General features: G+C 45.6%; 5 protein-coding genes. 2 read left to right on the forward strand and 3 right to left on the reverse strand.

Annotated features, from left to right (window positions below):
- The first annotated feature begins 239 nt into the window (after positions 1 to 239).
- Positions 240 to 1,619, forward strand: coding sequence for a photosystem II reaction center protein CP43 (psbC, locus tag QUA50_RS27565; protein ID WP_333057369.1), 1,380 nt, complete (start codon positions 240 to 242; stop codon positions 1,617 to 1,619).
- Positions 1,620 to 2,235: 616 nt separating this feature from the next.
- Positions 2,236 to 6,093, forward strand: a complete 3,858-nt coding sequence (locus QUA50_RS27570; RefSeq protein ID WP_333268404.1) for a GAF domain-containing protein — start codon at positions 2,236 to 2,238, stop codon at positions 6,091 to 6,093.
- 384 nt (positions 6,094 to 6,477) lie between these two features.
- Here QUA50_RS27570 and QUA50_RS27575 read toward each other — a convergent pair whose 3' ends face one another.
- The 3 genes from QUA50_RS27575 to QUA50_RS27585 all read right to left on the reverse strand — a co-directional run bounded on the left by QUA50_RS27575 (position 6,478) and on the right by QUA50_RS27585 (position 14,079).
- On the reverse strand, positions 6,478 to 12,492 hold the full coding sequence (locus tag QUA50_RS27575; RefSeq protein WP_333268407.1) for a response regulator: 6,015 nt from the start codon (positions 12,490 to 12,492) through the stop codon (positions 6,478 to 6,480).
- Between the two features lie 150 nt (positions 12,493 to 12,642).
- Complete coding sequence (locus tag QUA50_RS27580; RefSeq protein ID WP_333268409.1) at positions 12,643 to 13,047, reverse strand: hemerythrin domain-containing protein; 405 nt, start codon at positions 13,045 to 13,047, stop codon at positions 12,643 to 12,645.
- Positions 13,048 to 13,065: 18 nt separating this feature from the next.
- On the reverse strand, positions 13,066 to 14,079 hold the full coding sequence (locus QUA50_RS27585) for a diguanylate cyclase (protein ID WP_333268411.1): 1,014 nt from the start codon (positions 14,077 to 14,079) through the stop codon (positions 13,066 to 13,068).
- Positions 14,080 to 14,756 lie beyond the last annotated feature (677 nt).

The following is a 14,756-nucleotide window of genomic DNA, read 5'->3' on the forward strand; positions in this document are numbered from 1 at the left end:
CGTGCTTGGATGGCTCCGACAGACCAACCCCACGAAAACTTCATCTTCCCTGAAGAAGTTCTGCCTCGCGGTAACGCACTTTAAAAAAATCAGGATTTGGATTTCATATTCATTTAGTTTTTTTAAATTAATCTGAAATCCAAATCCCTACTCCCTGGCGCAGGCGCGGTACTCCCGCGCCCTACTAGGGAACAAAAAACCCAAAATCCAAAATCTAAAATCGTTGGAGGTTCTACCGGGTGGTAACGCTCTCTAATTCCTACGCAAGCGGTCGCGACCAAGAATCCTCCGGGTTCGCTTGGTGGTCTGGCAACGCTCGTTTGATCAATCTCTCCGGCAAACTGCTGGGCGCCCACGTCGCTCACGCTGGCTTGATCGTGTTCTGGGCCGGTGCAATGACTTTGTTTGAAGTCGCTCACTTTATCCCAGAAAAGCCCATGTACGAACAGGGCTTAATTTTGATGCCCCACGTCGCTACTTTGGGTTGGGGCGTAGGCCCTGGCGGCGAAGTCACTGATATCTTCCCGTTCTTCGTAGTCGGGGTTCTTCACTTAATTTCATCTGCAGTTCTCGGTTTGGGCGGCATTTATCACGCCGTTCGCGGCCCGGAAGTTCTCGAAGAATACTCTTCGTTCTTCGGCTACGACTGGAAAGATAAGAACCAGATGACCAACATCATCGGCTATCACCTAATTTTGTTGGGTGGCGGTTGCTTGCTGCTGGTTGCTAAGGCCATGTTCTTCGGCGGTGTCTATGACACTTGGGCTCCGGGCGGCGGCGACGTGCGTATTATCACGAACCCCACCCTGAACCCGGCTGTGATTTTTGGCTACTTGGTGCGCTCTCCTTTTGGTGGCGAAGGCTGGATTGTCAGCGTCAACAACATGGAAGACATCATCGGCGGTCACATCTGGCTCGGCCTGATTTGTATCGCTGGCGGTGTTTGGCACATTTTGACCAAGCCTTTCGGCTGGGCTCGCCGCGCCTTAATCTGGTCTGGCGAAGCTTACCTGTCTTACAGCTTGGGTGCTTTGTCCCTGATGGGCTTCATCGCTTGCTGCTTTGTCTGGTTCAACAACACTGCTTACCCCAGCGAATTCTACGGCCCGACGGGCCCGGAAGCTTCTCAAGCGCAAGCTTTGACCTTCCTGATCCGCGACCAACGCTTGGGTGCTAACGTCGGTTCTGCACAAGGCCCCACCGGTCTGGGTAAATACCTGATGCGCTCTCCTACTGGCGAAATCATTTTCGGCGGTGAAACGATGCGTTTCTGGGATTTCCAAGGCCCTTGGTTGGAACCCTTGCGCGGTACTAACGGTTTGGACTTGAACAAAATCAAGAATGACATTCAGCCTTGGCAAGCTCGCCGCGCGGCTGAGTACATGACTCACGCTCCTTTGGGTTCTTTGAACTCTGTGGGCGGTGTGGCGACTGAAGTTAACTCGTTTAACTTCACTTCTCCTCGTTCTTGGCTTGCCTGTTTCCACTTTGTGATGGGTTTCTTCTTCTTGGTCGGTCACTTGTGGCACGCTGGTCGCGCTCGCGCGGCTGTCGCTGGCTTTGAGAAGGGTATCGATCGCGAAAATGAACCAGTGCTGGCTATGCCAGACTTAGACTAATCGATCGAATGTATTTCTGATTTGATTGTCTAGTTGAAAAAGGCTCCTGCTTAACGGCAGGAGCTTTTTTTTGATCTAAAAATATCTCAAAAAGCTGCGGATTGTCGATCGACTGTTCTCCGAGCCGACTAGCAGCCGATCCAATCCTAGACGTAGAAACCCAGTTTCTGAGTTAAGGATCGCGAATTAAATAACTTATAATTTTAATTGTTATTGTGGGATGGGCTCTTATAGCCCGTCCTTAAAAGACGGGCTATAAGAGCCCATCCCACAAACTTGTGGAAGTTATTTAATTCTCATTCCTAACCTTCATCGGTGCGGGTGAATGACTCTACAAGTCTTGAAACTTGACAATTTTAATCCGTTGGGGTAAAGAGCTTGCAAGGCAGGCTCTACAAAGTTTATATTTAAAGTACCAAAGTTTTAATCCCACACAAAAGGAAAGTTGCACTGAAAAGTTGCAATTTTAAGGCAGATCGCTACAGGTGCAAAACTAATCGACGATCGCCATCAGGATATTTATATTTTATTAAATGGCTGTGCTTGCCGAATTTTTTAACAGGCACAAAACTTTTGGACCGCTTACTGTTATTGCTAGGAAAGCAAAAAATTAATAATGGACTCATTAAAGATCGAAAATGTCAAGGTGAGGTTCGATCGAGCAAATTTGCTCGAACGCATTGCCAACCGCATTCGCCACTCTCTAGAACTACCCGAAATTCTCAGCGCAACAGCAGCCGAAGTTCAATCCTTCTTGGGAACAGACAGAGTAAAAATCTACAAATTTCATAGCGACGGTAGCGGTGAAGTGATTGCCGAATCAATTAACGGCAACCGCTTGCCCTCCCTCTTGGGTTTGCATTTTCCAGCAGACGATATTCCCCCTCACGCCCGCGAACTGTTCGCCCAACTACAGGTGCGATCGATCGTCGATATAGATTCCGGGCAGCTAGGCCAAAGTCCGCGCCGCGAGGCGGTTTCCGGCCAACTGCTGCCCGACGAAATGTACATTCGTGCAGTTGACCCCTGCCACGCTGAATACTTGACTGCACTGGGCGTCAGGGCTTGCTTAGTAGTACCAATTTTTCACGGCGAAGAATTCTGGGGGTTGTTGGTATCTCACCACTCCGAGTCCCGGAGTGTGGCAGAAAACGAACTCCAAGGCGTTCAGATGGTGGCAGATCAGCTTGGCGTCGCCATAACCCAATCAACCCTCCTCGCCCGAGCGAGGGCGAAAGCTCAACGGGAAGCCGCAGTCAACCGCGTCGCCGCAGCCCTTAACTCCCAGCCGGCGATTGAACTCCAAACAGCTTTGATAGAATCGGTAGCAGCACTAGACGCCGCCGGCGGCAGGCTGTGCATTTTCGCCACGCCATTCATTTCCGACAGCAGCCCGGTTACGAATCTAGTTCCCTATTCGGATAACTCGACTGGCGAACTCACAGTCTACACTTGCGGCTCAGGGCCCAAGATGCCAATTTCGGCAAAATACCCGCAGGTTGAGCAATACAGCGTCTGGCACGAATATTTTAAATCCGGCGAGCAACAGGTTTGGGCAATTCCCGACTTGTACCAACTTAGCAGTTTGAGAAGCCTGCAACCTGCATTTCGATCGACCAAAATTCGCAGCATTTTAATCGTACCGCTCAGAACCCGCCAGCAAATATTCGGTTACTTGACCGTTTTTCGAGAAGAATTTGACACCGAAACTCTCTGGGCTAGACAGTTTGATAGCGACGCGCGGCTCGCCCAATCTCGGATATCTTTTGAAGCGTGGAAAGAATCAAAAACTGCCCAAATTCGCGAATGGAAGGGTGAAGAAATTGAATTGCTCCAAATTTTGGGCGCGCACTTTTCTAATGCTATTAACCACTACCAACTCTATCAACAAATAGAGGAACTTAACACAAATTTAGAAAATCAGGTGCAAAATCGCACCGCTCAACTACAGCAGTTGACCCAACAGCAGAGTGTGCTGTTTGAAGTGGTGGCTAAAATGCGGAAATCCCTCGACTTGAACAAAATTTTTAGCACGATGTCCCAGGAAGTGCGACGGGCTTTAAATGCCGATCGAGTGGCAGTTTACCGCTTCGATTCCGCATCAGAATTTAAGGACGGCGAATTCGTTGCCGAAGATGTTTTGCCAAATTTTGTGTCAGCAATGGCAGTCAAAGTGGACGATCGCTGCTTTGGAGAAAACTACGCCAATCTCTACTCTCAGGGGCGATTTCACGCCATGTCTGACATCAGACAAGCCGGACTGCAAGATTGCTTTCACAAAGTCTTGGAGCAATTTCAGATCAAAGCTACTTTAGTTGCACCGATTATGAAAGGCAACGACCTTTGGGGGTTGCTGTGCGTACACCAATGTTCGACTCCGCGCAACTGGGAATCTTCCGAAATTAAGTTTGCTACCCAAATTTCCGCTCAGCTAAGCATCGCTTTAGAACAAGCAGATTTGCTCGCTCAAACTCAGCAGCAAGCAGTTGACTTGCAGCGGGCAGCAGAGCAGGAGCGAATACTGTTTGAGGTAGTTGCTAAGATTCGACAATCTCTCGATTTAGATACAATTTTTCGTACTACAACTACAGAATTGCGACGGATATTAAAGGCAGATAGAGTTGGCATTTATCGCTTCGATCCTAGTTTAAATTTTAATGAAGGCGAATTTATTACCGAAGATGTTTTGCCTGGTTTTTCTTCGGCAATGAATGTAAAAGTTTGCGATCGTTTCTTTAGCGAAAACTATGCAAAAAAATATAGCCACGGACAGATACAAGTGCTACCAGATATCGAAAATGCTGGACTTTCCGACTGCCATGTTGCTCTTTTAGCTCAATTTCAAATTAGAGCTCAGGTGATTATGCCGCTGATGAATGGCAGCGAACTTTGGGGTTTGCTGTGCGTGCACCAGTGCAGCGGTTTGCGCCATTGGAACACTTCGGAAATTCAGTTTGCTACGCAAGTTGGAATTCAGTTGAGCGTAGGATTAGAACAAGCAGATTTGTTGGCTAAAACGCGGCAGCAATCAGTTGATTTGCAGTGGGCATCCGAGCAACAGCGGATACTGTTTGAAGTGGTGGCTAAAATTCGAGAATCTCTCGATATCAACGCGATTTTTAATACTGCTACTCAAGAAGTTTGTCAGTTTATGCAAGTCGATAGAATAGCGGTTTATCGCTTAAATCCTGATTTTAGCGGTCAATATATTGCCGAGTTTGTAAAAAATGGCTGGATAAAATGGGTAGGGGAAGGTATCAATACGGCTTGGCAAGATACTTATTTGCAGTCAAACCAAGGCGGCAAGTATCTGAACAATCAAACTATAGCCGTTGACGATATCTATCAAGCTTGTCACTCGGAGTGTAATGTCGGTATTTTAGAGCAATTTCAGGTGAAGGCTTATGCGAGCGCGCCGATTTTTGTAGGACAAGAACTTTGGGGTTTGCTGACAGCATATCAGCATTCTGCGCCCCGCTGTTGGGAAAGTTCAGAAGTTAACTTTTTAGCTCAGATTGCCAATCAGTTAGGCGTAGCCATCCAACAAGCCGATTTGCTCGCTCAAACCCGACGCCAAGCAGAACAAATCGCTCAAAGTTTAAAAGATTTGCAGCAGACTCAAGCTCAATTGATTCAAACTGAAAAAATGTCTGGTTTGGGGCAACTGGTAGCCGGGATTGCTCACGAAATTAACAATCCGGTTAATTTTATTTACGGCAATCTCAATCACGCTAGTGAATATACTGCTAGCTTACTGAGCTTGCTGGAACTTTACCAGCAGCAATATCCAGGTGATAGTCCTGAAATAGACAAATTGAGTGAAGATATTGACTTAGAATTTCTGCTAGAAGATTTGCCAAAATTGCTATCGTCAATGAAGGTGGGAGCCGATCGCATCCGTCAAATAGTTCTGTCTTTAAGGAATTTCTCTCGTCTTGACGAAAGTCAAATGAAGGCGGTTGATATTCACGAGGGCATTGACAGCACGCTGTTAATTTTACAGCACAGGCTGAAATCTAATGCGGACAGTGCAAACATTGTGCTAGTGAAAGAATACGGCAGTGTGCCTCGAGTAGAGTGTTATGCTGGACAGTTGAATCAGGTATTCATGAATGTAATTGGGAATGCGATCGATGCTTTGGAATCGCACAAGTTGCGCGCCGGTCAATCTGTAGTTCCTCAAATCAAAATTTCAACTGCTGTCGGTCAACTTAACGGTACTATTCCTAGCGCGCTGATTCGGATTTCTGATAACGGTACCGGAATTTCGGAATCTATGAGAAAACGCATATTTGACCCTTTTTTCACGACTAAGCCAGTGGGCAAAGGTACTGGATTGGGACTGTCAATTAGTTACCAAATTGTGGTAGAGAAACACGGCGGTGTTTTACAATGCAATTCGGAATTGGGGAAAGGTACTGAGTTTGCGATCGAGATTCCGCTTCGACAGCAGTCATTAGTCATTAGTCATTAATCATTAAGCTGTTCGGCATTTAAAGGGCTTGCGTAAGGTGCGTCAGCATCTAAGGTTTTCCGTTTCAGCGTAAGGGTTCGCGAATGACGCACCCTACTAGCCTCGTTACTGGTTTAAATGCTCCACAGCTTATTGTAAAATCCTGCCAACAGTCAACAGTCAACAATCACGGACGCTGCAACCATAGTTGATATAATTCATCTGCGTTAATCTGTGTTTATCTGCCCTCATCTGCGGTAAAAAAAAGAGAATGTATTAACCGCCCCGGACAAGGGATTGACGCTAATTCACGCAGATGCAGGTGCGATCGCATAGCCCGGTTGCGGCATCCCGTGTGACAGTTTCCTAAGTCCTGATGCCAAAAGATGCCTATTTAATTGACTTTCATAGATTAGTTTCCCTCTTTTGTAGCTCTTGTTGGAGAGTATTCTTGACACGATCGTACTCAACCTCGATTTTAGCCAATAGGGTTGAGGCTCGATCGAGTTCACCAGAGGTACTGATGACTTCTAGCGTGGCACAAAGGTGGGCCAGAGGAGCCGCGCTTAGGTTCGCACTACTGCCTTTGAGGGTATGAGCCGCTTGGTTTAGGGTTTGAGTATCCGCTTGAGCGATCGCTAATTTCATAGCTTGTAGCAACTTTACGGCTTCCTCAAAGTAGCAGTTAGCTAGCAAGCTCAAAATCTCGGTTGAATTTTGATCGATGCTGCTACAGAAGGCTTGCAGTTCTGTAATGTTAACCGCTGGCCTATCAATTTTTGGCTTGTTACTATCTAATTCCTCCTTTTGGGCCCGCTGCGGTGCCGGGTTGGGTGGACACTGACTCAGCGCTTGGTTGAGAGCCTCTAGTCGAATTGGTTTACTGATATAGTCATTCATGCCAGCATCAAGACAAACCTGGCGATCGCCCTGCATGGCATTTGCCGTCATTGCAATAATCCAGGGACGAGTATCAGCCGGCCACTCCTGGCAAATACGACGGCTGGCTTCTAGTCCATCCATCTCTGGCATTTGTACATCCATCAGCACTACATCATAAGGCTGGCGGTGCAGGGCTTCCAAAACTTCTAATCCATTGGCCGCAATATCAGCCCGGTATCCCAAACGTTCTAACAGCAGCAGTGCCACCTTCTGATTTACCAGATGATCTTCTGCTAAAAGAATTCGCAGTGGGAGTCTCTGGGCCAGTTTCATATCATCCTGAACAGATATAGAAAGTTGTTGTTGAACTTTTTTCGGTTGAGCTTGTAGTACATGGAGCAGTATTTGATAGAGCTGGGATTGTTTGATAGGTTTGCTTAACAAAGCGGCAAAGTGGGTGGAAAGCGCTGAAGAACTCGCTTCTGGGTAGCCCATTGAAGTCAGCAACACTAGGGGTAAACGGTGGCACTTAGGATGCTGGTGGATGGCTGAGGCAAGTGTGAGACCGTCCATTTGTGGCATTTGCATATCTAAAATAGCCACATCAAAGGTTTCTCCAGTCTCAAGCCAGTTGAGCGCTTCGACAGCCGATTGGGCAGCCAGACTCTGCATCCCCCAAGTCTCTGCTTGCAACGTCAGAATTTGTCGGTTCGTGGGCTGGTCATCCACGATTAATAAACGCTTGCCAGATAGTTCTGATACCATTTCCATCGGTTCCGCTAACTCAGTAGCCACAGAGGATGCCACAATCGTGAAGTAGAACGTAGAACCCATTGTGACTCGATTAAGGTTAGCAGCTTGCCATTTTTGTGAAGGGGTTCCTCCGACGTGGCCGCGGCTTTCAACCCAGATCGTGCCGTTCATCCTGTCAGTAAGTCGCTTACTAATCGCCAAACCTAAACCAGTCCCTCCATACTGCCGAGTCGTCGAAGCATCTACTTGACTAAAAGACTTGAACAGTCGATCGAGCCGATTGGCTGCAATACCAATGCCTGTGTCTTGAATGGCAAACTGGATTTCATACAAGCTTTCTGACAAGTTCCCTGGCTCAGAAATTGTTTCGTCAGAATCAACTAGAGAGGCTTCTACGGAAATGGTAACTTCCCCAGTTTCAGTAAACTTAATCGCATTGTTGAGCAAGTTAACTAGAATCTGACGCAGACGGGTGACATCACCCAAAATCAACTTAGGAGTCTGGGGCTGGATGAAGTAGCCCAACTCAATATCCTTCTCATCTGCTTTAACTGCAAGTTGGTCGATCGCACCTTCTATGCAATCTCTCAAGCTCAAGGGATGCTTTTCTAGCTCCAGTTTGCCCGACTCAATTTTGGAGAAGTCCAGGATGTCGTTGATGATACTCAGGAGGGTATCCCCACTATTGCGAATCGTCTCGATAAAGTCTCGCTGTTGAGCCTTGAGTTCTGTATCCAGCAGTAATCCCGTCATACCAATAACCGCATTCATGGGAGTGCGAATTTCATGGCTCATCATCGCCAGAAACTCACTTTTGGCTCGGTTCGCAGCTTCTGCTTCCCGTCTAGTTTGCTCCAGGGCAAAGTTTTTCAGAGTTAATTCTTCTCGTTGTCGAGTTTCTTGCTCTAGTAATTGGGCTTGAGCTAGGGCAATTCCTACTTGAGCCGCCACTGATTCTAGCAACTCGATTTGATCGGTAGTCCAATGACGGTAGCGATCGCACTGGTGCAAACAAATGGCACCATTCGGTTCTCCTTGGTAAGAGGTTCGCACTGCTAATGTCGATCTCAATTTGAGACTGGTACAAATTGAATGAGCACAGATGAGCAATGATTCGCAGTAGACATCCGGGGAGGCGATCGCTTCATCTTGAGCTATCAACCGTTTTGTATAAGCAGGACTGGCCGACAAAATATCATGCTCCCCGCTGGGGGAACATCCCACTGCTAGATACTCTGCAACGACAGGAAACTGAGGCAGTGGATTGTCCTGGTATGTGCTAATTAAGCAGCGACTCACCCCAAAAGTTTGCCCAATCTCAATAGCAGCCGTTGCAAATATCTGCTCAGCATTGAGGCTTTGACGAATTTCTTGGGTAATTTGCTTCAGGAGTAGGGCTTTTTGCAACTGTCGCTGTAGTGCTTCTTCTGCCTGCTTGCGATCGCTAATATCCTTCATGAAGCAGTGATGCCCGACAAACACATTTTGCTCGTCATAAGTAGACACCATCACCACTTGTTTATAGAAGCTAGAGCCATTTTTTCGCATTCCCCTAGCTTCGGCTTCGACTCTGCCCTCTCTCAACATTTGCTCGTAAGCAGCCGCCATCTTCTCAACATCTTCAGGATGAACGGTTCTTTGCCACTCCATCCCTAGCATTTCCTCGGGCTGATATCCACAGATGGCAGCATAAGTAACATTGACAGAGATATAGCATCCTTGAGGGTTCAGCCGAGAAATGCCTGCCACGGCATTTTCTAGCGCCGCACTCATTTGTTGCAGTTCCGCTTCGGCTCGTTTGCGATCGCTAATTTCAATTAGAATGCAACCCACTGCTATAGGATGCTCTGCATCCTTGAAAATGGGAAAGTGAGAAACGAGCCAGTAGCGCTGGGCACCCGTTTGACTGGTTACTGCTGTGCTAATTTCTAAGTTTATGGAAGGTTTTCCTGTGGTTAAAACCTGTTGTAACAGTGCATTTACACTAGGAGCAAATTCCCTCAATATCTCATCGGTTGTCTTACCTAAGTGAGCCTCCACAGAGAGGCTATTAATTTCAGCTAGTGCCTCATTGATTTGTAAAAATCGAAACTGCCGATCGTGGATACACAGCCCCACCCCTGCTAGGGATGCTCCTTTAAAGAAAGCATTCAATAATTGCTCTCTGGCTTGAATTTCCTGCTCTAACTGTTTGCGGCTGGTAATATCGCTGTGAGAACCAGTCATACGCACAACTCTGCCCGCTTCATCCGAAAGCGCTTGCCCTCGAGCCAAAATCCACTTGTAGCTTCCATCCTTGCAAAGCATTTGAAATTCTGTAATATAAAAGGGAGTTTTGCGCTGAAAGTGCTCTTGAATTGCTTGCATCACCCATCCGATATCGTCGGGATGAACTCGTTTACTCCATTCATCTAAGTGATTTGGGATTTCATGCTCCTGGTAGCCCAACATCTCTTTCCAGCGAGCCGAGAAGAATACTTCATTGGTGTTGACGTTCCAATCCCATACCCCATCATTGCTACCGCGCAGGGCGAGTTCCCACCGCTCTTCACTCGCTTGCAGAGCGACTTCTGCCTCATGCCGTTCAATTTCACTACCAATCCATTGAGCCATCAGCTTCAGTAATTCCACATGGGCAGATTTAAAGCTGCCTGGACGGGGAGACTTACTAGAAAAGCTGAGGGTACTGTAGACTTTGCCTGCAACTAACACTCGTGTTCCAATATAAGCTTCCATGCCAAGGGCAATATAGGCACGATGGTAACGCCATTTGGAGGTGCCTATATGTTCGATGGTTAGGGGTTCATTTGTGTCTAAAGCTTCACAGCACAAAGTTTCCTTAATATCAAAAACATCACCTGGTTTCAGGACTCGATCGGGCGATCGCGCCACCATCACCTCATAACGATTATCTTGCAAGCGAGCCAAGATGCCACTTTCGAGCCCAAAATTCTGACATCCCATGTCAATCAACGCTTGGATGCGCTGCTCAAAATTGAGATTTTTGGTAGCAGAGACTTCATATAAAGCTCGTATCGCCGCCTCTCTTGTTCTTAGTTCAGCTTCGGCTTGTTTACGTCTCTTAATTTCAGCTTTCAGAGAGAGATTGATTTTGGATAATGTTTGTGTTCGTTCTTGAACCCGCTGTTCTAATGTAGCGTTGGCGTGTTTAATCTCCCTAAATTTTTGATTGAGCACGATTCCCATCAATTGAAAATTTCTAGCAAGCTCATTGATTTCTGTAACAGAGCTATGTTTCCATTCAAATGTTTCTTCTGAAAGCTTGTTGGGTAAGTCAGTAGTCGCAATAGCTAAATAGGATAATGGCTTTACCAGTCGTTCGCTCACCAGCGTGGCAAACAAAAATGCCAACATTGTGATGACGAGTAGAATGCTAAAGTCAGCCTTGTAACGATTTTGTAATTTTTTTACATAGGGAGCGGCTGGAATTTCTAAGCGTACTCTCCAGTCCAGCTCTGAGCTAATTGTAAATTCCTCTATATACAGAGAGTTTTTCCAACGGATCATCGGATTGTTGCCATTGCTAGGAAGCCACTGCTGCAAGGTTCCCTCTAAGGTGCGAGTGCTGCCTTTCTTTGACTCCTCAAGACGGGTCCAAAGCTTTTGGTCGGATTGATTGCTCGCAATGATTCGGTTGTTTTGATCTAGCAATGTAATGCGAACTTTCTGATTGTTTCTCTGGAAAATGTATAGAGATTTTATCTTGCTCAGTCCTAATGAACCGTGGATAACTCCAATAAAACGACCTTGAACTTGCAGGGGAACATTCAATCCTACATGAGGTTCATCCATTAATAAATCTTGGTGGATAGAAGTCATCCAAGGTCTCGATCGCTCTTGAGCCAGGGTAATCAGATATTTATGTTCCCTGCTTTCTTCGAGCAACCGCCGACGGGTTGGATTAAAAAAAGAAGAAGCCGCTAAAATTGTTCCCGATTCATCGGCAGCATAAATTTGGTCAAAATCTGGCAACAACTGCTCGATCAGGCTAATTTGTTTTTGTAGCTTGTCGGATGATTTAATCCCTGTATTAGCAGCAGTGGTGGCTTCAGGTATGAGCGATTCTTCAGCTAATGTATTCAAAGCTAAGAGATTTCGCTGATGCCATCTAGATATGGCGCTAGTGATAGTTTTTGCGTTTGTTTGTAACTCCGTTTGCACTGTGGTTTGGATTTGACTAACAAAGTACCTACCATCAAAAACTAATAGTATCACTCCTGGAATAAAAACAAAAGCTACCAATAAATGAAAAATAGTTTGTTGTAAACAAATAGCGATATATTTTGAACCATTAATCCACCGATAAATCGGCGCATAGGAAATGATTAAACTTGCAATTAAGGCATTAAAAATGCCGTTTACTGCTTGTTTGCACATAACGAGGATAGCCTGATTCGCATCCATCTGCATCATTTGACCGTAGAAAAGCCAAACGAGGGGCATTCCAATTAACAACCAGTAAATTCCATCGAATAACAGGATATTTGGCTGTTTGCGATTCTTGCAAAGAAACCCTACAAACAGAGTCTCCATTACCAAAATAATCGTGGCGTATGGATGATGCCAAATGATATAAGTATAGCTGCCTGCAATTAGACCAGCCAAGCCTCCCCAGCCCCAGCCGAAGTAATAAGTAATAATTAGTATGGGAATACTGCCAAAGAGGAAATCAACCCCAAAGAAAAGAGACAAATTGCAATGGTTGCCCAGAAAACCTGCAGCCGTGAGAAGGGCGATCGCACCAAACCATCTTTGATCACGCACTCAGATCGACCCTCCCATAAAATTCTATAATTGCTACTTGCTGAATATGAACTGATTCTGATAAAAAAGCTTCGTAGAGGCACTCTCGTTATTTCCCTGACAGTTTCCATGAAGGTCGCAGAACCGCTTATTTAGGCTTTAAGACTAAAATCAAGGCTTACTCATGTAAGAGTTGAGTTCTCGAACGAATTTTTTAATATGATTCACGAACCAATCTAGCAATTGTTCATTAAGCTTAATGACTGACGAAAGGATCCACCCTTTGATTTGCAGCTCTTGTTTAACTTCACTCAGTGCTTTAATAAATTTGGTATGCGCCGCTGCATTGTTAGATGCAACCGGGCATTTGTATCTTTGGCTAAAAAAATCTTCAAACTCGAATTTTTGTGCTGTGTACAAGTCTAAAAAATCTACAATACCTTTTATTTCTTCCTTGCCACAGTTTGCCAACATGGGATTCACTAAAGTATTGAGTTGCTCAATCAATTGTTTATGGTAGTGGCCAATCTCTGGACTACCAATTATTAAGTAATCCTTCCAAATGACGAGAGGCATAGTTTTTACCCTTATGATTTAACGGGTGAATTCATTAACTGTATGAATCTTGGTGCAAAAAGTATTGCGACCTTTCTCTTTGGCTTGATAAAGTGCTGCATCGGCAGCAGCTATTAAAGTTTCAGGCCGACTCTCTTGGGTAGGAATCACGCTGGTAATACCGAAGCTGAGCGTAATGCAATGATGCGGAGAACTCTTATGGACTATTGCTAAAGCTTGGATGCGATCCTGCATTTGCTTAACGATTTGGACGGCTCCCTCAACCTCGGTGTCGGATAAAATCACTACAAATTCTTCACCTCCATAACGTGCTACTAAATCTCCAGCTCGATTAATACTGCGATTGAGAGTTGCCGCAACTTGCTTTAAACATAGATCCCCTGCTTGGTGTCCATAAGTATCGTTGTAAGGCTTGAACAAATCTATATCACACAAAATCAGTGACAAAGGAGTTTGCTGCCTCGTCATGCGTCGCCACTCCTCCTCTAGCTGTTGGTCAAACTGACGGCGATTGGCAATCTGAGTCAAACCGTCAATTGACGCTAGGTATTTTAATTGTCGATTGGCGGCTTCTAGCTGTTTGTAAAGTAGGGTTTGTTGCTGTTGCAAATGGAATTGCTGAATCAACCGTCGTACTCTCTGTCGCAGAACAGCCCAGTGAATCGGCTTCGTGATATAGTCAGCCGCTCCCGCTGCAAACGCTCGATCGACAGATTCTTTGTCTTCTAAGCTAGTAATCATCAAAATAGGTGGGCGATCGCTCTCTGGCACTTCAGATAATTTTTGACAACAAGTAAAACCATCCATAGTCGGCATCACTGCATCTAGCAGGATCAAGTCTGGATGTACTTCCTCATAAGCTGCTAGCCCTGTCAACCCATCCGTAGCTTCGGCCACTCGGTATTTTTCCTTCTGTAAATACAGTCGAAGTTGTAAACGCATCAAGGCATCGTCATCCACAATCAGAATTAGAGAGGACGGTTCCGTAGATGGGTTAGTTGAAATGGCTGACTCTTCTAATGATTGATACATACGTCATGGTGTATCTCAAGCTTTGGAAACATTCTAGCCTAGCATATTTTGAGCTTGGCATGGAAAGTTAAAAATTGACCAATATGTCATAAATTATACACCAGCTAAGCGGCCGCAACAAAATTATCTGCAGTGTCGGGTTTGTTAAACTAACAGCCACAGTCTACTTAAAATTTATCGCTTTTTTTGGGCATATAAAGTCTGGTAACTTGCGCTAATTTTTGTAAATATCTAATTATTCTTGGGGGCATTAAACATTTTTTACAAAGTCGAGCGATCTTTGACGAACGATCGCCTGTTATCTCGCGATCGCCCGCGGGATAATATGCTATATTTATCAACTTAATTCAGCCTTTTTCAGGTGCATCAAATTCGTACCTCATCTTTGAGCGATCGTCCGAGCTATTTTTGGGGAATACATCTGATGGTCACACGAGCGCGTATAGATTCGCCCTTGGTTGAGCGTTTGTTCGCACCAGACAGCTCTGACTGCAAAAAAGCGTAAGCTTTGTTAAGAAACATTTATAGCGTTTTGCGCGCTCTCGGATAGGTTGTTTCTGTTCTTTCTCCCCATAATCGCCCCAGATAGTGTCTAAGGATCGCGAATTAAATAACTTATAATTTTAATTGTTATTGTGGGATGGGCGTCCCGCCCGTCCTTAAAAGACGGGCGGGAC

It is taken from the genome of Microcoleus sp. M2_D5 (assembly GCF_036701935.1).
GTDB lineage: Bacteria > Cyanobacteriota > Cyanobacteriia > Cyanobacteriales > Microcoleaceae > Microcoleus.